The organism is Rothia sp. HMSC058E10 (genome assembly GCF_001809415.1).
Lineage (GTDB): Bacteria > Actinomycetota > Actinomycetes > Actinomycetales > Micrococcaceae > Rothia > Rothia dentocariosa.
Window position 1 is genome coordinate 124,112 of record NZ_KV797619.1, and the last position, 23,695, is coordinate 147,806.

The 23,695-nt window shown below is 51.1% G+C and carries 17 protein-coding genes; all 17 read left to right on the forward strand.

Going from position 1 to position 23,695, the window contains the following annotated elements:
* Nucleotides 1–3 precede the first annotated feature (3 nt).
* The 17 genes from HMPREF2609_RS03495 to HMPREF2609_RS03575 all read left to right on the forward strand — a co-directional run bounded on the left by HMPREF2609_RS03495 (nucleotide 4) and on the right by HMPREF2609_RS03575 (nucleotide 23,691).
* Complete coding sequence (locus HMPREF2609_RS03495; protein ID WP_048754040.1) at nucleotides 4–1,356, forward strand: hemolysin family protein; 1,353 nt, start codon at nucleotides 4–6, stop codon at nucleotides 1,354–1,356.
* Between the two features lie 53 nt (nucleotides 1,357–1,409).
* Nucleotides 1,410–2,528: a GTPase Era gene (locus HMPREF2609_RS03500; RefSeq protein WP_048754041.1), complete on the forward strand. Its 1,119-nt coding sequence runs from the start codon at nucleotides 1,410–1,412 to the stop codon at nucleotides 2,526–2,528.
* Between the two features lie 30 nt (nucleotides 2,529–2,558).
* Complete coding sequence (locus HMPREF2609_RS03505) at nucleotides 2,559–3,989, forward strand: LCP family protein (RefSeq protein ID WP_037230916.1); 1,431 nt, start codon at nucleotides 2,559–2,561, stop codon at nucleotides 3,987–3,989.
* A gap of 344 nt (nucleotides 3,990–4,333) precedes the next feature.
* The gene (gene leuA / locus HMPREF2609_RS03510) at nucleotides 4,334–6,091 is read left to right on the forward strand and encodes a 2-isopropylmalate synthase (RefSeq protein WP_013399088.1); all 1,758 of its coding nucleotides are present in this window, start codon (nucleotides 4,334–4,336) and stop codon (nucleotides 6,089–6,091) included.
* Nucleotides 6,092–6,227: 136 nt separating this feature from the next.
* Nucleotides 6,228–7,061: an undecaprenyl-diphosphate phosphatase gene (locus HMPREF2609_RS03515; protein ID WP_172884759.1), complete on the forward strand. Its 834-nt coding sequence runs from the start codon at nucleotides 6,228–6,230 to the stop codon at nucleotides 7,059–7,061.
* A gap of 95 nt (nucleotides 7,062–7,156) precedes the next feature.
* The gene (gene mshC / locus HMPREF2609_RS03520) at nucleotides 7,157–8,473 is read left to right on the forward strand and encodes a cysteine--1-D-myo-inosityl 2-amino-2-deoxy-alpha-D-glucopyranoside ligase (protein WP_004004688.1); all 1,317 of its coding nucleotides are present in this window, start codon (nucleotides 7,157–7,159) and stop codon (nucleotides 8,471–8,473) included.
* A gap of 123 nt (nucleotides 8,474–8,596) precedes the next feature.
* A complete protein-coding gene (locus HMPREF2609_RS03525; RefSeq protein ID WP_004004687.1) occupies nucleotides 8,597–9,652 on the forward strand; it encodes a tRNA (adenine-N1)-methyltransferase in 1,056 nt (351 codons plus the stop codon).
* A gap of 273 nt (nucleotides 9,653–9,925) precedes the next feature.
* Nucleotides 9,926–11,584, forward strand: a complete 1,659-nt coding sequence (arc, locus tag HMPREF2609_RS03530; protein ID WP_139044871.1) for a proteasome ATPase — start codon at nucleotides 9,926–9,928, stop codon at nucleotides 11,582–11,584.
* Between the two features lie 21 nt (nucleotides 11,585–11,605).
* A complete protein-coding gene (gene dop / locus HMPREF2609_RS03535; RefSeq protein ID WP_070535069.1) occupies nucleotides 11,606–13,324 on the forward strand; it encodes a depupylase/deamidase Dop in 1,719 nt (572 codons plus the stop codon).
* An 8-nt stretch (nucleotides 13,325–13,332) separates the two neighbouring features.
* Nucleotides 13,333–13,533 carry a ubiquitin-like protein Pup gene (locus tag HMPREF2609_RS03540; protein WP_004004684.1) on the forward strand — a complete coding sequence of 67 codons (201 nt, stop codon included), beginning with the start codon at nucleotides 13,333–13,335 and terminating at the stop codon, nucleotides 13,531–13,533.
* A gap of 48 nt (nucleotides 13,534–13,581) precedes the next feature.
* Nucleotides 13,582–15,042 (forward strand): Pup--protein ligase, encoded by a 1,461-nt coding sequence (pafA, locus tag HMPREF2609_RS03545; RefSeq protein ID WP_048754043.1) that lies wholly within the window; start codon nucleotides 13,582–13,584, stop codon nucleotides 15,040–15,042.
* Between the two features lie 204 nt (nucleotides 15,043–15,246).
* Complete coding sequence (locus HMPREF2609_RS03550) at nucleotides 15,247–16,368, forward strand: FKBP-type peptidyl-prolyl cis-trans isomerase (protein ID WP_048754044.1); 1,122 nt, start codon at nucleotides 15,247–15,249, stop codon at nucleotides 16,366–16,368.
* Nucleotides 16,369–16,441: 73 nt separating this feature from the next.
* Nucleotides 16,442–16,837: an FKBP-type peptidyl-prolyl cis-trans isomerase gene (locus HMPREF2609_RS03555; protein WP_004004681.1), complete on the forward strand. Its 396-nt coding sequence runs from the start codon at nucleotides 16,442–16,444 to the stop codon at nucleotides 16,835–16,837.
* A 97-nt stretch (nucleotides 16,838–16,934) separates the two neighbouring features.
* A complete protein-coding gene (locus tag HMPREF2609_RS03560) occupies nucleotides 16,935–19,031 on the forward strand; it encodes a WYL domain-containing transcriptional regulator (RefSeq protein ID WP_070535072.1) in 2,097 nt (698 codons plus the stop codon).
* Between the two features lie 423 nt (nucleotides 19,032–19,454).
* A complete protein-coding gene (gene tatA / locus HMPREF2609_RS03565) occupies nucleotides 19,455–19,691 on the forward strand; it encodes a Sec-independent protein translocase subunit TatA (protein ID WP_004004679.1) in 237 nt (78 codons plus the stop codon).
* Between the two features lie 132 nt (nucleotides 19,692–19,823).
* Nucleotides 19,824–20,708 carry a twin-arginine translocase subunit TatC gene (locus tag HMPREF2609_RS03570; protein WP_037230906.1) on the forward strand — a complete coding sequence of 295 codons (885 nt, stop codon included), beginning with the start codon at nucleotides 19,824–19,826 and terminating at the stop codon, nucleotides 20,706–20,708.
* 61 nt (nucleotides 20,709–20,769) lie between these two features.
* On the forward strand, nucleotides 20,770–23,691 hold the full coding sequence (locus tag HMPREF2609_RS03575) for a DEAD/DEAH box helicase (RefSeq protein ID WP_070535074.1): 2,922 nt from the start codon (nucleotides 20,770–20,772) through the stop codon (nucleotides 23,689–23,691).
* Nucleotides 23,692–23,695 lie beyond the last annotated feature (4 nt).

The window sequence follows — 23,695 nt, forward strand, 5'->3', positions numbered from 1 at the left end:
TTTATGGCTGGGCTATTACTCTTTATCCTTGCTCTAATCGCAACGGTTTTAGCGTTTACAATCACTGTTGCGGAAACCGCCTTTGTCTATTTACCACGCACTGAGGCAGAGGAAGTCGCACAAGAACACCCACATAGTGTTTTTGCACGGGTTTTGACCGAAGCAAGTACCGGAAATGACGAGCGGTATACGCATCCCTTGCGGTTGGCGCGGGTTCTTACGACCGGGGTGGCTACTCTTGCCTTTATGGTCGCTATCCTTAACATAGTCGAGCATCACTGGCTGGCTGGGCTTATTACTCTGGCATGTGTCGCGTTAGTGGGATATCCGCTGCTTACGGTGTTGGCCCGGGCTTTAGGCCGTAACCGCGCGGTCGTGATGTTAAAAGGTCTTGCTGCTCCTGTACATTTCACCGCGATTACTCTCGGGTGGTTGTCGTCTTTTCTTGATGCACTTGTACATAAGGCAGCACCACAGCGTGTTTTAGATGGTCCTGCCGGTGTTTTTGCCGAAGATGAGCTTCGCGAGTTCCTGGATCGTGCCTCTGATGCTGAGACTATTGAAGATGATGAGGCACAGATTGTTCAGTCGGTTTTCGAGCTTGATGATACGCGCATCCGCTCTATTATGGTGCCGCGCACAGATATGTTGACTGTTGAGGCTAATGAGAGTATCGAGAACGCGCTTAGCCTTTTTCTGCGTTCGGGATATTCGCGTATGCCGGTGATTGGGGAATCAAACGACGATGTGCTTGGCATCCTATATCTCAAGGACTGCATGCAGGCTCATCTTGCCCATAGCCGCGGTGATGCGCCAGATCCTAGCATTATCTCTCTTATGCGTGAGGCACGTTTTGAGCCTGAATCGAAGAAAGTTATGGATCTTTTGCGACAAATGCAACGGGAATCAACGCACGTTGCCGTCGTGGTTGATGAGTATGGCGGTACCGCCGGTATGGTCACGCTTGAGGATCTTATCGAAGAGCTCGTTGGCGATATTTCGGACGAATATGACAACGAGAAACCTGAGTATTCCCTTCAGGAAGATGGAAGCTTCAAAGTGTCGGCGCGTCTAAGCGTTGAAGATCTTGGAGAAATTTTTGGGATTGACCTTGACGATGAAGATGTAGATACCGTAGGCGGTTTGTTAGCGAAGCACCTAGGAAAAGTACCTATCGTGGGGTCTGAAGTCACGGTTGAGGGTATTACCATTCGTGCCATTGGTAGCAGCGGGCGGCGCCATCAAGTCGATATGTTGCGAGTGTACCGTCAAGAACCGCAGCCTCACTTAGGCGAAGAATCAAACTCACCGCAAGGCGCAGGTTTCAATACGCCGCTAGATTCATCTTCTTCTTAGCAAACATTTAACTAATTTTTATACGCTTAGCATTTCATCAGAAACGAGGAATCATGGATATCGAACGTGGCGGCTCTGCTCAGCATGCTTTCCCTGAGCATTATCGTGCAGGGTTTGTATCTTTAGTAGGGCGTCCCAACGCTGGAAAATCGACCCTTACGAATGCTTTGGTAGGGCAGAAGGTGGCGATTACATCAAGTCGCCCCCAAACAACACGCCACACGATTCGCGGTATTGTGCATCGAGACGATTATCAGCTGATCCTTGTTGATACTCCAGGTATTCACCGCCCTCGTACCCTTTTGGGGGAGCGACTTAATGATCTTGTTGCGGGCACTCTTTCTCAAGTGGATGTCCTGGGGTTTTGCATCCCAGCAAACGAGAAAATTGGTCCCGGTGACCGTTATATTGCTTCTCAGTTGGTGGCTTCAAGTAATAAACCTGTCGTGGCAATAGTCACAAAGTCTGATACTGTCGGTAGCGACCAGCTCTCCGAACAGCTTATAGCGGTGCAGGCTCTTGGTGAAGAGGTAATGAGCGCAGAACGCGCTGATCGAGCCCGCCGAGCTGTGTATCGTGAGAATCGTGTATCGCGTAGCAAAAAAGACAATAAAAATATACCTTTTGCCAAAGGTTCAGGTCCCGCAGCTCAACGACGAACTGGCAAAAATTATGAGCCCACAGTCCATGATGGTCAGGGTGGTTGGGCTGATATTATCCCGGTTTCAGCGGTACAGCACTTTCAAGTCGATGCCGTTGCTGACGTTTTGGCAAGTTACATGCCGGTTTCACCTCCGCTCTATCCTGAGGGTGAACTTACAGACGAACCTGAAGCTACCATGATCGCAGAATTTGTGCGTGAGGCCGCTTTAGAAGGCGCGCGTGAAGAACTGCCTCATTCTATTGCCGTCACTGTTGAGGAAATGAACTTTCGAGAAGGCCGTTCAAAAGATAACCCCTTGCTGGATGTACATGTTAACCTGTTTGTGGAACGCGAATCGCAAAAGTACATTATTATCGGCAAGGGTGGTTCTCATCTTCGGAAGATTGGTACACAAGCGCGTGAGCAGATTGAGGCTATGCTAGGCACTCGTGCATACCTCAATATTCATGTCAAGGTAGCTAAAGAGTGGCAATCTGATCCCCGAGCGCTGAATCGTTTAGGTTTTTAAGCGGTCCTGATACATAGAAAGAGAGTTGGTATGCCTCAGGCACCTTCTATGAAGAGTAGTGGTCGCCATATGCGCCACGGCATCATGAAGTCGGCGCGTAACAAGTGGATTGCGCTCTTGAGCGTCTGCATGTTGGTTGTCCTCATGGGCTTCGGCGGAGCTATTCTGCTACGTCTGCGCGCAAACTTGCATACTGAGCCGCTAAATATTAGTGACTTTACGGGTGCAGTTGAGAATGGTGCACTCGACATTCTGATTATCGGATCGGATACCCGTAAAGGTAATAATGGCGCCTACGGGAACGATGATGACCGCAACTCAGAAGCTCGTTCCGATGTGATGATGCTCCTGCAGATCAGCGCAGATCGTAAGAACGTAAATGTGCTGTCCTTTCCTCGTGACTTGGTGGTTTCGATCCCAAAATGCACCGACCCTAAGACCAATAAAGCCTATGAAGCTGAGGACGATATACAAATCAACGAATCATTGGCACGCGGCGGTCCCGGATGTACGGCAGCTACTATCAGCAAACTCACGGGCGTACACATTGACCACTTCATGCTGGTAGATTTCAATGCTGTTAAAGAACTCTCTCGCGTAGTAGGCGGCGTTGAAGTTTGTGTAGATAACCCCGTCAATGACGAGTACAGCGGATTGAATCTACCCGCTGGCAACTCGAAGGTCGAGGGAGAGCAGGCGCTTGCATTCCTGCGTTCACGCCACGGCTTTGGTGATGGCTCTGATATTGGTCGTATTCAAGCTCAACAGGGATTCTTGTCAGCTCTGCTTCGTAAGGTCAAGGCAGAGGGAACACTCGATAATCCAAATAAACTTTTGAATATTGCGGAGGCTATCACCCAGAACGTCACGGTTGATGATGATCTGGGCAATCCCAACGAGATTGCCGGTATTGGTGCGACTATTGGCGGCATCGACCTGTCTGAGGTGGTTTTTGCAACTATCCCAACCGAGCCGTGGAACCAAGATCCCAACCGCCTGCAGCTTACCTCTGAGGCACAGTCGGTGTTCCAGCGCCTTCGTGATGATAAGTCGTTGAAGGTTGAAGAAGCGAAGCAAGGCGATAGTGCACCTGCACAGCTTGATAAGTCGATACCTATCACCGTGTATAACGCTACGGGCATTGACGGTCGTGCTGCAGCCCTTGCTCGTATCATCGGTAATCTTGGATACACAAGTGTAACCCCGGCAAGTACTGCCGAATCTGTTTCTACCACCACAATTTCTTATGGCGAGGGTTACGAAGCTGAGGCGCGCGAAATTGCTGCAAAGATGAATATCACGCGGGTAGAGCCGAACGCTCAGGTTACCGGCGTAACGCTTACCATCGGCACCGATTTCCCCAGTGGCGATGCGATGGAGAAACAAGATTCGCAGATCGCGGGTGGAGCTGCCGGTCAGACTGCTGATCAGGCCACCTGCCAGCATGCATTTGCTTACTAATGTAGTAAGGCTTTGACGCCTACTTTACGGGAGGTGCCGCCTAAGGTTTTAAACCTTAGGCGGCACCTCCCGCTTCTGCTTCAGCAGGTACGTCTTGGAAAATTTCTATTCCATATGATGGACGAGAGGAGTGTTGGGAAATAGCTCCTCTTCTGTCTCGTGGTAGCGTTGAGATATGAAGACTCTCGGCGACTGTGCAGTTTCGCATCTGCTTCTCCTTATTCGCCGGAACGGGGCTTAGTTATTTCCACACCCGTTCCGGGTATTTTGTGCGGCGCATTTTCGCGATTTATCACACCCGTTTATGAGCCTAATTTCAAGGCACGATTCTCAAGGAATTTAGTATGCAAAACTTCCAGCAGCCTTCGTCCATGCCAGTACATAAGTATCGTCCTTTTCACGAGCAGATTAAAGTTGATCTGCCGGATCGTACTTGGCCTTCACATGTAGCTACTCAAGCGCCACGTTGGTGTGCAGTTGATTTGCGTGACGGCAACCAAGCATTGGTTGATCCCATGGACACAAAACGCAAACTGGCGATGTTCGATTTACTCGTTCGTATGGGGTACAAAGAAATTGAGGTTGGTTTTCCCTCAGCGTCACAAACTGATTTTGATTTTGTGCGCACTCTGGTAGAAGACGGACATATTCCGGAAGATGTCACCATTCAGGTTTTGGTACAGGCGCGAGAGCATCTGATTGCTCGTACCTTTGAAGCCATCGAAGGCGCTCCTCAAGCCATTGTTCATTTTTATAATTCAACTTCTGTGCTGCAGCGCCGCGTAGTATTCCGTCAAGATGAAGACGGTATCTTGGATATTGCTCTGCAGGGTGCACGCCTGTGTAAGAAATACGAAGAGCAAATGATTACGGATACCAAGGTTCTGTATGAGTACTCGCCGGAATCTTTTACGGGGACCGAGCTTGAGTATGCGGCGCGCGTATGTAATGCCGTTGCAGATGAGCTTGAGGTCGGCGTCAATGGTCGCGAGCTCATCGTAAACCTGCCTGCTACCGTTGAGATGGCAACGCCTAATGTTTACGCAGACTCTGTGGAATGGATGAACCGTCATCTCAATCACCGTGACCACATCGTTTTGTCCCTACACCCCCATAACGACCGTGGTACGGGTGTTGCCGCCGCCGAATTAGGATATTTGGCGGGTGCTGACCGCATTGAGGGGTGTCTTTTCGGCAATGGGGAGCGCACCGGTAACGTCGATCTGGTTACTCTGGGCTTGAATCTCTATACCCAGGGGATCGATCCTCAGATTGATTTCTCTAATATTGATGAAATCCGCAAAACCGTTGAATATTGTAACCAGATGCCGGTTCATGAGCGTTCCCCCTATGGCGGCGATCTGGTGTTTACCGCTTTCTCTGGCTCGCATCAAGACGCTATCAAGAAGGGTTTTGAAGCTCTTGAAACTAGTGCGGCCGAGCAGGGTAAGACTGTGGACGAGGTTTTCTGGGAAGTTCCGTACCTTCCTATCGATCCACGAGATTTGGGACGCACCTATGAAGCCATTATCCGCGTGAATTCGCAGTCTGGTAAGGGCGGTGTTGCATATCTGCTGAAGAAGGATTACGGTCTGGATTTACCCAAGCGTGCCCAGGTTGAGTTCTCACAGATTGTGCAGGCTCGCACTGATGCCGACGGCGGCGAGATGACCTCACAAAATCTGTGGAATATTTTCACGGATGAATACTTGCCTGCTCCTGATGATCAGCCTCGTTGGGGTAAGTATCGTATTGAGTCGATCAATATTGAGTCTGCTGACACGGGCTCGACATCCCTTCGCGTAGGGCTGAATATTGACGGTCATCTCTTTACCCGTACCGGTACAGGAACTGGTCCCGTGGATGCGCTTCAGAGTATTCTTCGTGACGAAGGCGTAGATCTGCGTGTGCTCGATTATTCCGAACACACCATGTCCTCCAGTTCAACCGCAAACGCTGCCTGCTATATTGAGGTTGCTATTGATGCGCGTGTGCTTTGGGGCATCGGGGTGGATGACTCGACCACTCGTGCAGCGCTGAAGGCTATGGTTTCAGCTGTGAACCGTGCGTTGCGTGATGAAGCACATTCATCATCCATATAAAGGTAAATCCTGCCTGTAAACACGGGGTTCTAGCGGTACATGTGCTGCTAGAACCCTGCTGTTTATTAGGGAACGCGTGAGGACGACGGTTCACAAACCCAGACATGCGTTATCAGGTACGGTATTCTTGATTATCGTGGAGTATATTCAAGCAATTATTCTAGGTTTCGTACAGGGCCTTACCGAGTTCCTTCCGATCTCGTCGTCTGCCCATTTGCGCATTGTCGGTCAACTGTTGCCCGAAAATGTTGATCCTGGTGCCGCTTTTACCGCTATTACCCAGTTGGGGACTGAGACGGCGGTCCTAGTCTTTTTCTGGCGTGATATTGTGCGTATTATTCGTGCCTGGTTCGGTTCGCTCACCGGTAAAGTCAAGCGAGATGACCCTGATGCACGTATGGGATGGCTCATTATTATTGGTTCAATCCCCATTGGTGTTCTGGGTTTCCTCTTGGAAGACTACATCGACACCTCGTTCAGGTCTTTGTGGATTGTCGGGGCGCTTCTGATCGTTTTTGCTGTCTTCCTTGCGGTGGCCGATCGTTTCGGTAAGGAACAACGAGAGCTTAAAGACCTCAATATGAATCATGGTCTAGTCTATGGTTTGGCACAATCCTTAGCTCTTATCCCAGGTGTTTCTCGCTCGGGCGGCACCATTATGGCTGGCTTGTTCATGGGATACACTCGTGAGGCTGCAGCCCGCTACTCATTCCTGCTGGCGATGCCTGCTGTGTATATGTCTGGGCTTTATAAGGCCAGTAAAGTGGTTATCGGTCAAGAACACCTAGAGTATTACGGTTTGCTCTCCACGCTCATCGCAACCGTGATTGCTTTTGTCGTTGGTTATTTGATCATCGGTTGGTTCCTCAAGTATGTATCGACTCGGTCATACAGTATTTTCGTGTGGTACCGCATTATTCTGGGCACGCTAATTTTCGTAGGCCTGGGTACAGGCTTTATTACGTCGTAATACGCTTTGAGCGTTCACCATGTCATACCCGTCCGCTAGGTCGAGCTGGGCGGGTATGCTTGTAGGTAGATTTTTGGTCGTTGAAAGGAAGCCCTATGCGAGCTTGGGATACGCCCACAGTTCCGTCTCTGCCGGGGTCGGCGCCACTACCGCAGATCTTTGATACTTCGACGGGCACCGTGGTTCAGCTTCAAGAGCCCCAACACGCAGGGTTATATGTCTGCGGGATAACCCCGTACGATGCAACGCATATGGGCCATGCTTCAACCTATGTTGCTTTTGATGTGCTCAATCGTGCCTGGCGTGATGCCGGGGTAAATGTCACTTATGTACAAAATGTGACTGATGTGGACGACCCACTATTAGAGCGTGCCACTGCTACTGGCGTTGATTGGCAAGAACTTGCCGAAGAGCAGACTGAACTTTTCAGGACCGATATGGAGGCGCTTCATGTGCTTCCGCCTGAGCATTATGTGGGCGTCGTTGAATCCATTCAATGGCTTTTCCCGGTGATTGAGGATCTTGTTGAACGTTCCCTGGCGTATCGTGTGGCGGGGTATGTCGATGAAAAGGGTGTGCAGCACCCCGACGGTGATATCTATCTTGATCTAAAGGCGGTACAGGCGCTTCCACAGAATGAGGACGGATATTCCTGGACTCCTGGCGAAGTCAGCCACATGAGCCGCGATGAGATGCTCGATATTTTCTCTGAACGTGGGGGAGACCCTGAGCGTTCGGGCAAGCGTGACCCGTTAGACCCGCTTTTGTGGCGTATTAAGCGTGAAGGTGAGCCTTCGTGGGATGCAGGCTCTCTAGGGGAGGGACGTCCCGGCTGGCATATTGAATGCACGATGATTGCTCGTAAATTTATAGATGGTCCGCTGACGGTTCAAGCAGGTGGTTCCGATCTAAAATTCCCGCACCATGATTTGGGCGCTGGACATTCATGGGCCGTCTCGAACCGCCCACATGCTTTGCACTATGCGCACACTGGGATGGTGGGACTTGATGGTCATAAGATGAGTAAATCCCGCGGTAACCTTGTGCTGGTTTCTAAACTTCGTGCAGCGGGTGTTGACCCCAATACGATCCGACTCACTATTATGGATCACCACTACCGTGAAGATTGGTTCTGGACTGATGAGGATCTTAAGAAGGCTCAGGCTCGCCTAGATCTTTACCGTCAGGCGGTTGAAAGCGCTAACGGTACTGATTCATCTGCGGCTGAACAGGCGCTAGAGAAGGTACGGGAGTATCTGGCGGACGATCTGAAAACATCAGGTGCGCTCATGGCACTTGACGCTTGGGCTATTTCGGCTCTTGAGCAGGTGCGCGATGGTAACGCTGAGCCTTGTGGCGGCGGAGAACTTATTCGAGATACGCTCTCAGCACGCCTAGGAGTTGTGCTCTAAAACAGGTTCTACTATGAACGACTGGTTCCCGTACTAAGCTTTAAGTCTTGATATGGGAACCTTTGTTTATCCATAGAACCGGTAGAATAGAAATAAACTACGTGACAAGGAGACACACAGCATATGACCACTCCCACCGGTGCCATTAACCGCCGTGGTTCATTCCGCCCCGGCGAGCGCGTGCAACTAACCGACGAGCGTGGTCGCATCACCACCATCACCCTGCAGCAAGGCGGGGAGTATCATTCACATCGAGGGTTCCTCAAACACGATGAACTCATCGGTGCGCCTGAAGGAACTGTTATTGAGAACACTCACGGTTTTCTTTATCAGGCGCTGCGCCCTCTGTACAAAGATTTTGTGTTGTCTATGCCGCGTGGTGCTGCCGTGGTATACCCCAAAGATGCCGCTCAGATTATCGTGAAGGCCGATATTTTTCCGGGGGCTCGTGTTGTCGAAGCCGGTGTTGGTTCCGGTGCTCTTTCTATCGCTTTGTTGCGAGCTGTAGGCGATGATGGCTGTGTGCATTCTTTTGAACGTCGCGAAGAATTCGCTGAGGTCGCGCGTGCAAATATTGAGACTATGTTCGGGGGAACGCATCCAGCGTGGAAGCTGAGCATTGGTGATCTCCAAGAGAGACTTCCCGAAGTTGAGCAGCCCGGCAGTGTCGATCGTGTGGTACTTGATATGCTTGCGCCTTGGGAATGTTTGGATGCTGTTGCGCAGGCTCTTGCACCGGGCGGGGTGTTAATTTGTTATGTGGCAACGGTAACCCAAATGTCTCGTCTGGTGGAAGGGCTGCGTGCGGATGGTCGTTTTACAGAGCCTGAGTGCGATGAAACTATGGTACGTGGCTGGCATGTTGAGGGGTTAGCGGTTCGTCCAGATCACCGGATGGTTGCGCATACAGCTTTTCTGATCGTAGCCCGGCGCCTTGCAGATGGTGCAGTTCGTCTTTCTCCGAAGCGTCGGGCTTCTAAAAACGACTTCACCGATGATGATATGAATGCCTGGATTCCGATGAATGTGGGGGAGCGAGAGGTTACTGATAAGAAGGTGCGCCGTGCTCTACGGGACGCTAAAAATCTTGCGGAGCATGCAGTGCATGCCCATCGGGTGGCTGTAGCTGAATCTCAGGAAGAAACTTCTATGCCCAATGGTTTAGATAAACCCGAGTAGGCTTGACCAGTATTCCTGGCCCGCAGCGGTGGGCAAAAACACCGTCCATGACAAGTTTGCTGATGAGAGGAAAAGGATTTGACGCCTGAACATATAAATCCGTCTCGGGAATCGTCTTCAGATCCCAAGTCGTCGGCTCGTCAGCCAAGCCCCGCGCCGCATTATTCTGCAACGCAGAGTCAGGTGCCAATACCTTCCTCGCGCGCGGTAAGCCCCCAAGAGTATGAGGCTTTACTGAGGCGTGTAAGCGCCGCTGAGTCTACCCGCACTAATATGAACCGACAGTTACGAGCCGCTTCTGAGAAAAATCGTAAATTGGTTGAGGCACTTACTCACTTCAAATATGAGATTGAGCGGCTACGGGCTTCACTAGCACAAGAGATCATGCCCCCGCTGAACTCGGGAATTATTCTCGCAGTCAGTACGGGACAGCGTATGACCTACGCGCAGGCTGCTGACGATAAGAGTCCCGCTGAAACCGAGGACTACCTTGATGTCCAAATCGGAGGACGTTTTATGCGTATTCCGCTCTCCCCGCTTTTGGACCGTAAAAACTTGGCACCGGGTATGACGGTGCTCCTCAATGAACAGTCTGAAGCTGTTCTATCCCTTGGATATGAATCCTATGGGGACGTTGTGACGATTCGTGAGGTTCTGAGTCCCCAGAAAGTACTCATCGATACTGCGTCTGGTGCTCAGCAAGTTGCCCGTGTCTCTGGGGAGCTTGATGTCGATTCCCTGCGCACAGGTGATGCAGTTACCCTAGATAGCCGCATCCGGATGGTTACCGGGATAGTTCCGGCAAGCCGCTCTCAAGAACTCGTCCTCGAAGAAATTCCGGATATTTCTTACGAAGATATTGGTGGCCTCGGAGCGCAAATTGAGCAGATCCGCGATGCCGTTGAGCTGCCTTACCTGCACCCAGAAATTTTCGAGCGTTACCATTTGGCGCCACCCAAAGGTATATTGCTCTACGGACCACCCGGAAACGGTAAGACCATGATCGCCAAAGCTGTGGCGAACTCACTAGCGGCGCGCGCTGCCGCGTTAAACCCAGGTACAAATACTCGCGGTTATTTCCTTAATATCAAAGGCCCCGAGCTGCTCGATAAATTTGTGGGGGAGACCGAACGGCAGATCCGTGATATTTTCGTGGCAGCACGGGAAAAAGCCCAAGCTGGTCACCCAGTCGTTGTGTTCTTCGACGAAATGGAGTCACTATTCCGTACCCGCGGCACGGGGCGTTCTTCAGATATAGAAACCACCATCGTTCCGCAGCTTCTTGCTGAAATCGATGGCGTTGAATCCTTACAGAATGTTATCGTTATCGGTGCCACAAACCGTGAAGATCTCATTGACGCCGCAGTTATGCGCCCAGGCCGTCTTGACCTGAAAATCCGTATTAACCGCCCAGATGCCTCTGACGCTACCGAGATTTTCGGGCTATATCTCACGGACGATCTGCCTCTAGATCCCCACGAAGTAGCCAAGCACGGTTCAGCAGATGCGACGCTAGCAGCCATGATCTCTGCCGCCGTCGCGCAGCTTTACGCTCGTACTTCCGCTAACGCCTATGTAGCAGCAACTTTGGACCAGGGTATTAACACGGCAGATAATCCCCGCCTGCACGAAGAGACCCTATATCGCGGTGACTTTGTCTCTGGCGCCGTTATCCGCAACATTGTGGATCGCGCTAAAAAGTACGCCATCAAGGAACACCTCAGCTACACAAGCTCACCTCCCACCGGTATTGCCCATGAACCCCAACCAGAAGGTATTACCACACGACACCTTCTCGAAGCGGTACGCGCAGAATTTGAAGATCAAGTTGAGCTGCCGCCCCTACCTGATGTTGAAGATGCACTCACCGTACGCGGAATACGAGGCAGGATTCTTTCCATCACGCCGCCACATACCGCCACTACACCTTAATCGTTCCAAGAAAGTAACCTCATGTTCCAGCCCGTCTACGGTATTCACCGCATCATGGGAGCAGAAACCGAATACGGTGTCATATCCCCGGATGCCCCTGACACAAACCCCACGATACTCTCCGCTATCGTGGTCAATACGTACGAAAAACTGGAAGCGAAGCGCACAGAATCTCTACGCCGGACCATCGAGAATAACGCGCAAGAAGCACAGCGCACGCGCTGGTCTACAGAATCTGAGTCTCCGCTCACTGACGTCTTCGGACACACCGTCAAAGAACAAGAGGCACACTCCTCACAACTCACACACACCCGTCGAGAACTCACAAGCGAAGACATAGCGCTTGAAGCCCTACGGGAAGCAGGAATTGACGGTTCCCAAGAACTTATTCACGGACGAGGAGGCTATCCGGAACGCCTCGACTGGGACCGAGTCACCATGAACGCCATGCTCGCCAACGGCGCCCGACTCTACGTCGACCACGCCCACCCCGAATACTCATCCCCCGAAGTACTCACTCCGCTCCAAGCAGTGCTCTACGACGCTACAGGTGACAAAATAGCCTACGATTCCATCACAGAAGTAGCGCAGCACAGCAACGACAACCTACCCGCCATCAAGCTCTACAAAAACAACACCGATTCCAAGGGACAATCCTACGGTGCACACGAAAACTACCTCATCAGCCGCGATATCCCTTTCGAAGACGTTGCCAGCACGCTCCTAACCTTCTTTGCAACACGCATCATCTATACCGGAGCAGGCCGAGTAGGCATAGGCGTTAACGGCGAAATTCCAGGATTCCAAATCAGCTCCCGAGCCGACTTCTTTGAACGCCCTATCGGACTCGAAACAACTATTCGACGGCCCATCGTTAACACCCGCGATGAACCCCACGCCAACTCCGAACGCTACCGTCGCCTGCACGTCATCCCTGCAGACGCCAACCTTTCCCACTATTCAAACCTCCTTAAATTCGGCACAGCCACTCTAGTACTAAACCTCATAGAATCCGGACGCACCCCAAACCTACACCTCGCCGACCCAGTAACAGCGTTACACACCACCAGCCACGACCTATCACTCAGTGCTCAGCTCCCGCTCACAGAAGATTCTGACAGCACCACCAAATTCGCCACAGCTCTAGAAATTCAACGCGCATACCTCAACGCCTGCAAAATCCACGAACAAGAGAACCCCACCGGAGTCGATAACGACACCCAACAAATACTCGCCCTCTGGGAAGAAACACTCGATGCTCTAGAAACAAATCCTCTCGCACTTGCAGATCGTCTCGACTGGGTCGCTAAATATGCGCTCGTCAGCAGCTATGTGGCCAAAGGTGTTCCCTATACCGATGCAAAGCTCAAAGCCCTTGACATACACTATGCAGATATAGATCCTACACGGGGTCTTTACCACCGCCTCGTAGCGCGTGGTCGGATGTGCACCCTCTTCACACCTCAAGACATTGAAGACGCCGCCCACACCCCACCATCAGACACCCGTGCTTATCTCCGAGGAACCCTGATGAGCCGATGGCCCGATGAAATCATTGGTATCAACTGGGATACCGTATCTTGCCGAGGGCGTTACTCCCACGAACTTACCCGACTCGTCATGCCTGAGCCCACACGCTACACTCAATCTGAAGTAGACCCGCTCTTACCACGAGTTACCCACTCCGACGAACTGCTTCAACTCCTCCAACAGAACACGACACCCCATAAAGACCTTTAGGAGAAAACATGTCACGTGAACGCATCCACGCTTCAGAGCTCCAGTACCACGAAGAACTCACTGAACAGGAGGAATCCCTCACCCAACAAGACACGACCGTTGTACATGACATAAGCGAAGTCGACGATATCCTCGACGAAATCGACGGGCTGCTCGCCGAAAACGCCGAAGAATTCGTCACCGGATTCGTCCAAAAGGGCGGTCAGTAACTCAAAGACTTGCTCAAAGCACTTTCGTCCCCTTACTAGAAACACACCATGGAACAACGCATATTTGGCATAGAAAGCGAATTCGGACTTAGCTACGTACCCCAGGGGCTAGGACGGCTCAGCGTCGAAGAAACAGCTGCAGCGCTCTTCAAGCCCGTCCTTGATGAATGGCGCTCTACTAACGTTTTCCTGCCCAACGGTGGACGGCTCTACCTCGATGTAGGTTCACACCCTGAATATGCCACCGCCGAATGCGCCACCATCGACGAACTCCTCGCCCAAGAACGCGCGGGCGAGCTCCTCTTCGCTCAACTAGCGCAACAAGCCCAAGAGCAATTGAGCACACACCACGATCGTCCTCTCAACGGCACGATCTACCTTTTCAAAAACAATGTAGACTCCGCCGGCAATTCATACGGCAGCCACGAAAACTACCTCATTAGCCGCAAACTCGAATTTCCTACCCTCGTTAAACAACTCGTACCATTCCTCGTCACCCGCCAAATCCTTGTAGGCGCAGGGAAAACCCACCCCAACGGAGGGCCCCTACAAGGTTCAACAGATCCACAAGCCACTACAGGCATACCTTCATACTCGTTCTCACAGCGAGCAGACCATATCTGGGAAGCAGCAAGCACCTCAACCTCCCGCACCCGACCCCTCATTAACACCCGCGATGAACCCCACGCCGATGCCTCACGATACCGCCGTATGCATGTCATCAACGGCGACTCCAATATGGCGGAACCCACGGTACTGCTCAAAATAATCAGCACCGACCTTGTGCTACGCATGCTCGAAGACCGATTTCCTGTTACCAGCTTAGAACTCGCATCGGTTCCGCAAGCTCTACGCACCATCAGCCACGACCTCACCGGAACCGCAGCTTTTGAAACCACAGACGGACAACGCTACACAGCTCTAAGCGTTCAAAAGCACTACCTCGACGCCGCCCGCCAATACATCACGCAATACGGGGCCCACCACCATCGCGTCGATTACGCACTAGACCTCTGGCAGCGCACCCTCGACGCCATCGAAACTGGTGACTACAGCAGTATTGACACCGAAATCGACTGGGCTATCAAAAAGAAACTCCTAGACGCATACATCGCCCGTAGCAACGCGGCTGGAACTCCGACAGACTATGCAAGCGCTCGCATCCAACAGCTTGATCTTGCTTACCATGATATTGACCCCCACCGCGGGGTTTACCATGCTCTAGTCCGGCGTGGAGCCATCACAACTATCCTCCCGCCTGATGCCGCACAGCGCGCGATGCAGGAGCCTCCGGCAACCCGCGCACGCCTACGTTCACAGTTTGTAGAGGCGGCTAAAAATGCGGGGGAACAGTCTACCGTAGATTGGGTACACCTTAAACTCAACGCATACCCACAGCACACCCTAGTATTTAAAGATCCTTTTCAGACGGAGAGCTCCGAACTCACAAAGGTTCTTGAGATGCTTCGCCATAAGAACCCGCCTCAGTCCGTTCCGCCTTTGGTGTAATGTTCCACAATATGGTTCTACAACTAGCTTTTTATTCTAGGGTTTGATACTTTACGTATGTTTTATGTTCTTATTGATTTGCTCTACACCGTTGTATTTGTCGGGTTTTCGCCCGTTTAATATTGAGTTATAGAGCATCACATAATTTCGGCGTATCTTAAACGTTCAACTCCGAAATAAAGAAAACCTAGGGAAGGAACCTTTGTGTCGAAAAAAGCCTTGGCTGCTTCAGTACTCACTCTTTCGATGTTGCTAAGCGCTTGCGGCGCTGGTGACTCGGGTCAAAACGAATCTTCGCCGTCCGCTTCTACTAGTGAAAACACTGTGAGTAGCTCAGAAGCACTTGACAAAGTACAGGTAGATCTTAAGGGCGGAACTCAGGTTCCCGCTGTATCTTTTTCTACACCTTTTTCTACAGATCGGGAAGTTGCCAGGGTACTGGATGAAGGTACAGGTGACTCCCTTCAGGATAGCGATACTGTTCTCGTCAATGCTTCAATTTTTAATGGTGAAAATGGTTCGTTGGTAGGCAGTTCTTATAACGAAAATGAGCAATCTATACCCATTCAAGTTGGTCGATTAAAAACGATACAACCCACTATTTACGAAGTTATGAAGAAGATGAAGGTTGGTGGTTCTTTTGTATATAGTACGAACGTGTCCCACGAGCAGCAGCAACAGCAGTCTGCTTCCTCAGTACGACCAACTGTCGAAGCTGGTGCACCAACCAATCTTGAGGTTTATACCGTAGCTCGGAAGCTTCCCACAGAAAAGGATCTTCCTAAATATGCTCAGGGTACTGAGCAAACTCCCAATCCGAAGCTTCCTGCCTTCTCTCTGAATGAGACTACGGGTAAGGCAGAGCTGAAGTTCGCAGATGATAGGGGAGAGGCTCCGCATGAGCTTGTTGCTCAAGATTTGATTACTGGTACCGGTGCCGAAGTCAATGAGAACGATGCAGTGTATGTGCGTTATATTGGCGCTCAGTGGTCTGATGGTAAGGTCTTTGATGGGAACTACGATAAACAGGTCGCAAATTTCCAGCTTAACGGAGTTATTAAGGGTTGGAAACAGGGCTTAAAGGGTAAGAAAGTAGGTTCTCGAGTTGAGCTTGTTGTTCCTGCTGAACTTGCTTATGGGGAAGAGGGACAGAATGGTGGACCCAAGGGAACCCTAGTATTTGTTGTCGATATCTTAGCGACTGTTCCCATGAGCCCAGCCCACGCTTCAGCGCAGCCTTCTCAGCAGACCAAGGAGTCTTCTTCAGCTTCCCCCACAGCTATCCCCTCTAGCTTGGCGCCTACGGCTGATCCCACCAAACAGTAAATTCTATTCGAGCTCTGCCGATAAGCGCTGTACCCGTCTTCGGTAGGGCACTTGAGAGAAAAGGAAACATATTATGTCTTTTGGCCAGCGTAAGCTTGATCGAGAAAAGCCGGAAATTGATTTTCCCGAGGGTGATGCCCCGACCGAACTTGTTATCCAAGATCTTATCGAAGGTAAGGGGGCTGAGGTTGTTCCCGGTTCTCGTGTCTTGGCGCACTATGTAGGTGTTGCTTTTTCCACTGGTGAGGAATTCGATGCTTCATGGAACCGCGGCGAGCCGCTTCCGTTCCAGGTTGGCGTGGGGCAGGTTATCCGCGGTTGGGATGAAGGGCTGTTAGGCATGAAGGTTGGCGGTCGGCGTCGCCTCGAAATTCCTGCAAGCATGGCCTACGGTGACCGCGGCGCAGGATCGGTCATTAAACCTGGTGAGTCCCTGATCTTTGTGGTGGATTTGGTAGACGTTCGCTAGAAAATCTCAAACTTCGGGGCTGCTGTCGTAATTTACGAGTACGAATACAGCAGCCCTGAGGTGTTTAAGGTTTTATATATCCCCGTATGATGGATGTATGGCAACAAAAGCGCGAGATTTTTCGTCTAGTTCATCGTTGATCAGGATTTACCATCGGCTATGTAACAGTTCATGGCGCGGTATTTCTCGTGCAGAGTTCTTAGAAGTATACGGTTTAGACGAATACACTATCTTTGGCTCGGGGAATAAGCGAAAAGCTGAGACCGTCGCTAAAAAGTTTGAACGTGCAAAAGATTGTCTGCGTGATGCTGGTATCACGTTTAAACATATTGAACGTGATGGCAAAAGCTACTATGTGTACACTCCGGTCCCTAATCCGCTTCTTGATTGGGAACTTACGCTAGAGGACGCACAATTTCTCATGGGTCTGTGCCGTGCCTGGGAAGGTACCGAGCTTGAGAGCTCTGCACATCGTATGATGCGTAAGATCATTCTTAGCGTTCCCACGCTATCAGCTTCTACACGTTTAGAGGAGCTAGAGGAACCGCTCCAGCGTATACGTCTAAGTGATGATTCCCATCTAGAAGAGATTTTTAGTGCCTTTAGCGACCATAAAACCATTGACATGGACTATGGGGACCTCAATAATCGCCATAGCGAGAATCTGTCCGTGTGGGGGATAGGGTACCGTTACGGCAATTGGTATTTTGCGGCGCACTATCCCTCTCGAGAGGGTTCTGAGGCTCCGGAGGAAGAACCGAATCATGCGTATATCCACCGCTTTGAGCGCATTCAGAGTATGCGCATCAACGGTAGTCAACAGCAGCAAGAGAATTTTGTTCGGCCTGGTGAAACGTTTGATTTTCAAACCATGCTTTCTGAAAACCTTCAGGGCTATGCCCGTACCGTACCCGCCTTATCTTTAGATTCACATGAGCAGCTGCTTCTTGACTCATATGGTATTCGAGAAACTGCGGTGAAAGCCACCGCACGCGGATTGAAAATACTGGTCCCAAAATCGTCCGCAGATTTTTCGGGTAAAGACCTTCAACGGGCTCAAGATGCATATCGAGCTCAACACAACCTGGTGGAACGTTTGCTTTCTACCCATCAGCACAGGGCTGATTTGCCCGAAGCATGGCGTAAGAATTCTCGCCGCAAACGTGACGATGATACAGACCGTTTTATCGACATGCTCTTGGTACTACATCGTCTAAGCCAAGACGATGCGGCTTGGTCCGAAGGGGGCGTTCCTTTTAAACCAGCGACTTCACTTCTACAAGTGGATAACGGCAAGTCTAAAAGCAACCTTGTCAGTGATTTCACCGATGTATGCGAGGACTATGGAGCTGCAGAGTTGGATCTTGCGACTCCTATAGTCTTCACACCCCGTCAGGATCATGAACTATACGCCGAGCTAACCTATTCATGTGACGATCTGATTTATCAGGGCGTTCCTCTGTCAGCTTTAGAGCGTGCCATGCTCTTCTTTTCGATGTCAGCTGCTGAGGTTCTCTACCCAGACGATGCATGCGTTTCCAGAATTCGTGAGCTGCTGCTGGTGAGCTACCCAAAGGATGCTGAGCGCTTGCGCGGAAGCCTAATTTTTACTCCTGAACACCATCTTATTCCTTTAATACATCGGGCAGTCTCTCAGAAACGAACCCTTATTTTTGACTATTCAGGGGTGCAGCGCACCGTTGATATTTGCTCACTGATCTTTGAAAATAATCGTTTTTATCTGCATGGGCTGTGGCGTGAAGCTGCCGATTCTAATGCCTGGCGAAATTTTGCTCTTGACCGCATTAGAAATGCGCGGCTTGGCGGTAAAAGCCATCAGGCCGTCGCCGCTAAGATTCCCAACACCCCGCATCTTTGGTCTCGGCAGCAACAAACAAATACAGAACATCCTTATGTTCGAGTCAAAATCCACGTTGAAAGTCTCAGAACAGAGCGGCGAGAGAGTACTATCCGTGCTTTGAAACGGCGGAGCACTCACGTTTCACGATCCCAGCCTTCTAAACCTGAAACGCCCTTGATTTACCATGAGCTGCACTACTATCCTGGTGAAAGCGAGGCAGGTCTTGAGCAAATATTGCATTTCGTTGTAGCGTATGGAGGTGCTCTAGAGATTCTTGAGCCAGAACCTGTACGGTCTCTACTTAAAGATCGTCTGATGTCGCTTCTAGCATAGATATCTGCGAAAGACACGCCCAGACATCTATAAGTAGAATAACAACCTTGTATAATAATTCCTATGCCGTGGTGGTTTTGGGTATTACTATGGGGCACCTTAACGATAGGTTCTCTAGCGTTTTTAGCGTGGTTCGTATATCGTGCACTCACACGGGGCTTCATGTTACTCGATCTTGTAGCAACATGGATGGAATCCATCGAAACTCGTTTCGATGAAGCGCAAGCGAATACCCGCCGAAAATTGCCTGCCGAGCAAAGCCTAGGGATTTTTACCCCAGTAACCACGGCGTACAATGAATACGAACATGGAAAACAGACACGCAGGTCTGAGCGAATCAAGCGACGGGTCTCCCGACGAGATCGACTCGGCCAACCTCAAAATATCGGAGACCTGCTCTAAGCACAGAAAGGTTCATACCTTATGGGTCAGTTGTTCAGTCACCCGGCAACTATTATCGTAGTCATCCTCCTCATCGTTCTGCTCTTTGGTGCTCCCAAGCTCCCAGGTATGGCACGTAGTCTTGGTCAGTCGATGCGTATCTTCAAGTCCGAAGTCGAGGGTATGAAGAGCGATAGTAAGAAGGAAGACGATAAGGACGATGTTGTCACCGCTGAGGTTGTTGACAACAAAGCTAAGTCCGAAAAGTCTGAAAACTAATTTTCAGTACAACAACACAACCCGTGCGACCACCTCTCTGGTGGCACGGGTTGTCCAGTAGTTTATCTACCCATATCGATAATTTTTGAATAACAGGTATGAGGCGGAGCTTAGAATAAAACGAGGAAAACGATGGCAAAACCGGATCAGGATGTACGCAACCGCAAACTAAATCCTGAAGCCCGTATGGAGCTGAAGGAACATCTGCGTGAGTTTCGTGACCGCTTCATCAAAGCGGCTATTGCAACTGCTATCGCCGCCGTACTTTCCGTTATTTTCTTGTACCAGCCCTTTATTGATGCAATCTCTGAGCCTCTCAAGCAAATCAACGCAGCAGATAACCGCTTTGCAACCTTAAACTACGGCTCAATTTCTTCGCCCTTTGACCAGCTCATTCGTGTGGGTACGTACATCGGTCTTGGACTCGCTGCACCCGTTTGGCTCTATCAAGGGCTGCGCTTCTTACTTCCCGCGCTGCACACCAAAGAGAAAAAATACCTCTATGGTTTCCTCAGCGGCTCAATCTTTGCCTTTGCCTGCGGTGTCTTCATCTCTTGGTACAGTCTACCCGGCGTTGTTCGTGCACTCACAATGTTCACCCCACCCGGCGGCTCGAACGTCATTGATGCACCAACCTATATTTCCTTCATCGTTAAGTTTATTTTCTTCTTCTCGCTAGCATTTATTATCCCCGTCATCCTCGTGGGGTTGAACATGCTGGGGGTTATCCGGGGTAAAACTATCCTCAAATCTTGGCGGTGGATCGTGGTTCTAGTAGCGCTCATCGCAGCCATGACAGCTCCCGGTACGGATATCATGATGATGTTCTACCTGATGATTCCGCTCCTAACTTTCTTCTTCCTCGCCATAGCAATATGCTTGCTCAACGATAAACGGCGTGACCGCCGCGAAGCTAAACTAGCAAAGGGTCTTACAGAGACCGAGCTCAATACGGCCACCAGCGCTGAAGACCTTGAAAAGCTAGGACAGCTTGAAGAGGAGCCCTCCCAAAAGTAAAACTCCAGAATCCTCCGTCTTGAGTAGACGGAGGATTTTTAGGCGCAGGTACACTAGAATTATGGCTGAAAATCCCCAAGAAACCACTCACGGCTCGAACGACCGCCCGAGCTGCTTTGCGCACTATCAGGCCGCGCAAGAACGTAACGCTCACGCAAAAACAGCGCTTGGTAAGTTCGAAAAGAATCTCGGGTTTCCTCTTGACAGTTTCCAACGTCAGGCATGCCAATCCGTCGAAGCTGGACATTCAGTCCTTGTCGCTGCGCCTACTGGTTCTGGTAAAACAGTTGTCGGAGAATTCGGCATCTACCTTGCCCTCCAAACAGGAACAAAAGCGTTCTATACAACCCCTATCAAAGCACTCAGCAACCAGAAATACCATGACTTTGTGCGTAAATACGGCGAAGAAAACGTAGGTCTGCTCACTGGTGACACCAGCATCAATACCGAAGCCCCCATCGTCGTCATGACTACCGAAGTCCTTCGCAACATGCTCTACGCCGAATCTACGACCCTCATCGGTCTGGGATACGTCATCATGGACGAAGTACACTATCTCGCCGACCGGTTCCGTGGAGCAGTCTGGGAAGAAGCTATTATTCACCTTCCCGAACATGTCACTGTCATCTCACTCTCTGCGACTGTATCCAACGTCGAAGAATTCGGAGCATGGCTAGATACCGTACGGGGTGATACTGATGTTATCCTCTCTGAGCACCGCCCCGTCCCGCTCTGGCAGCACCTCATGGTAGGAAACCGTGTCATCGACCTCTTCGTACCCGATGAAACTTCTCAGAAAGAGGCTTCACCTACAAAACGTCGTAAAAACCACACAAAATCACCCCAAAACGCTCCCGCGGGGCTACGCATTAACCCGCTCCTCAAACAACTGCGGCCAGGCTTTCGCCGGCACACCCCTCGGCACAATGCACCCAAACGCGAGCGCTTCCGACGCGGCAGCAACCGGCATGACAAACACACACATGCACTCGAACGATCCCGTCATAAAACCTTCACCCAAGACACCGACGTTCTGCGTCCGCACCGCATATCTCGCCCTGAAATGGCCCGTATCCTAGACAAGCAAGGGCTATTGCCTGCCATATGCTTCATCTTTTCACGGGCAGCATGTGACGACGCCGTTACCCAATGCGTCAACGCGAATATCGTCCTCACCACCGAGGAACAGCAGCAAACCATCCGTGCCTATATTGCAGAAACCACTGCACACCTTGATAACCGAGACCTTCATGCCCTTGGATATTACGAATGGCGAGACGGACTCATCCGCGGGGTGGCAGCCCACCATGCGGGTCTGCTGCCGCTCTTCAAAGAAGTTGTTGAGACACTTTTTGCGCAGGGTCTTATCAAACTAGTCTTTGCCACCGAAACCCTCGCGCTCGGCATCAACATGCCAGCCCGCACCGTCATCCTCGAAAAACTCACCAAGTTCAACGGTGAAACCCACGTCGATATCACCCCCGGAGAATACACCCAACTCACCGGGCGGGCAGGGCGCCGCGGAATCGATCTTGAAGGACATGCCGTAGTCCTCTGGCGTCCAGGTCTTGTACCAGAACAGGTTGCCACCCTCGCATCCACTCGAACATACCCCCTTAACTCATCATTCCGCCCCACCTACAACATGGCCGCGAACCTCATCGCAGCCTACGGTGCTGACCGAACCCGCAAAATCCTCGAATCATCCTTTGCCCAATTCCAAGCAGATAAATCAGTCGTAGGAACAGCTGCACGAGTACGTAAAAACGAAAACGCGCTCGAAGGGTACCGAGACTCCATGCAGTGCCACCTTGGAGACTTCACAGAATATATGCGCCTGCGGCAAAAGATCAAAGATCTAGAGAAAAAAACTCGCAAAGCCAGCCAACAACATGCACGCACCCAAACCCACCAAAGCATCCAAGAGCTTATGCCCGGAGACATCATTCACATACCTTACGGACGCTCCCGCGGCTACGCCGTCGTCATCACCCGTGCCGAATCCAACGCCGACCCACGCATTAGCATCCTCACCGAAGACAATCAGCAGCGCACCGCAAGCGCACGTGATTTCACGGGGCTCATTGAACCCGTCTCCTACATTAAGATCCCCAAGAAAATAACCCTTAAAACACCCAAAGAACGCCGCGACACCACCTCACGGATGCGTCAAGCGCTCATCGATGAACGACCACCCCGCAAACTCGGTAATACCCCCATCGCCACACGTCATAACGATGCCCAAGAAAAACTCGACACACTACGCACCCAACTACGTAACCACCCCTGCCACGGGTGCTCTGACCGGGAAACCCATGCACGCTGGGCAGAACGATGGCGCAAACTCAACGCAGAAACAGAAGGACTACGCCGCCAAATTACCCGACGCACCAACACTATTGCTCAGGTATTCAACCGCATCGCAAAGCTCCTCACTGAATACGGCTACGTTACTGCTGACTCCCATAACGGGCTCAAGCTAACGACGAAGGGGGAAGCCCTGCGCAAACTCTACGGAGAAAAAGACCTTCTCACCTCTATTTGTCTCGAAAAAGGCTTCCTCACTGATCTGGATCCTGCGGCTATAGCAGCAACCATAGCCGCGCTCACATACCAGGGCAAAAAGGAAACCATCGAAATTCTCCCACGCTACCCGCACCCTTCATTACAAGTGTCTATCGCGACCATCAACCGCGAACTAGACCGTCTCAACGTTCACGAAGAACGTCACGAACTAGATCAAACCCCACCCTGCGACCTAGGCCTCGTCACCCCTATCTACCGCTGGGCTCGCGGTATGCACCTCGCAAAAGTACTCGAAGATACCGACCTCGCCGCCGGCGACTTCGTACGCTGGGCAAAACAAGTCATCGATGCCCTCGACCAGATCACCCATATACCCACCATAAGCCCAAACCTACGAGCAAGCTGCGAAAAAGCCATAGCCCTCATCCGCCGCGGAGTCATCGCACTAGACTCCTAAAACC

Excerpts from the sequence above, each read along its gene's own strand:
- HMPREF2609_RS03495 (WP_048754040.1), top strand. The coding sequence starts at position 4 with ATGGCTGGGCTATTACTCTTTATCCTTGCTCTAATCGCAACGGTTTTA.
- HMPREF2609_RS03555 (WP_004004681.1), top strand. The coding sequence starts at position 16,442 with ATGTCTTTTGGCCAGCGTAAGCTTGATCGAGAAAAGCCGGAAATTGAT.
- dop (WP_070535069.1), top strand. The coding sequence starts at position 11,606 with ATGTTCCAGCCCGTCTACGGTATTCACCGCATCATGGGAGCAGAAACC.
- HMPREF2609_RS03525 (WP_004004687.1), top strand. The coding sequence starts at position 8,597 with ATGACCACTCCCACCGGTGCCATTAACCGCCGTGGTTCATTCCGCCCC.
- leuA (WP_013399088.1), top strand. The coding sequence starts at position 4,334 with ATGCAAAACTTCCAGCAGCCTTCGTCCATGCCAGTACATAAGTATCGT.
- pafA (WP_048754043.1), top strand. The coding sequence starts at position 13,582 with ATGGAACAACGCATATTTGGCATAGAAAGCGAATTCGGACTTAGCTAC.
- arc (WP_139044871.1), top strand. The coding sequence starts at position 9,926 with ATGAACCGACAGTTACGAGCCGCTTCTGAGAAAAATCGTAAATTGGTT.
- HMPREF2609_RS03575 (WP_070535074.1), top strand. The coding sequence starts at position 20,770 with ATGGCTGAAAATCCCCAAGAAACCACTCACGGCTCGAACGACCGCCCG.
- tatA (WP_004004679.1), top strand. The coding sequence starts at position 19,455 with ATGGGTCAGTTGTTCAGTCACCCGGCAACTATTATCGTAGTCATCCTC.
- mshC (WP_004004688.1), top strand. The coding sequence starts at position 7,157 with ATGCGAGCTTGGGATACGCCCACAGTTCCGTCTCTGCCGGGGTCGGCG.
- HMPREF2609_RS03505 (WP_037230916.1), top strand. The coding sequence starts at position 2,559 with ATGCCTCAGGCACCTTCTATGAAGAGTAGTGGTCGCCATATGCGCCAC.
- HMPREF2609_RS03560 (WP_070535072.1), top strand. The coding sequence starts at position 16,935 with ATGGCAACAAAAGCGCGAGATTTTTCGTCTAGTTCATCGTTGATCAGG.
- HMPREF2609_RS03500 (WP_048754041.1), top strand. The coding sequence starts at position 1,410 with ATGGATATCGAACGTGGCGGCTCTGCTCAGCATGCTTTCCCTGAGCAT.
- HMPREF2609_RS03540 (WP_004004684.1), top strand. The coding sequence starts at position 13,333 with ATGTCACGTGAACGCATCCACGCTTCAGAGCTCCAGTACCACGAAGAA.
- HMPREF2609_RS03570 (WP_037230906.1), top strand. The coding sequence starts at position 19,824 with ATGGCAAAACCGGATCAGGATGTACGCAACCGCAAACTAAATCCTGAA.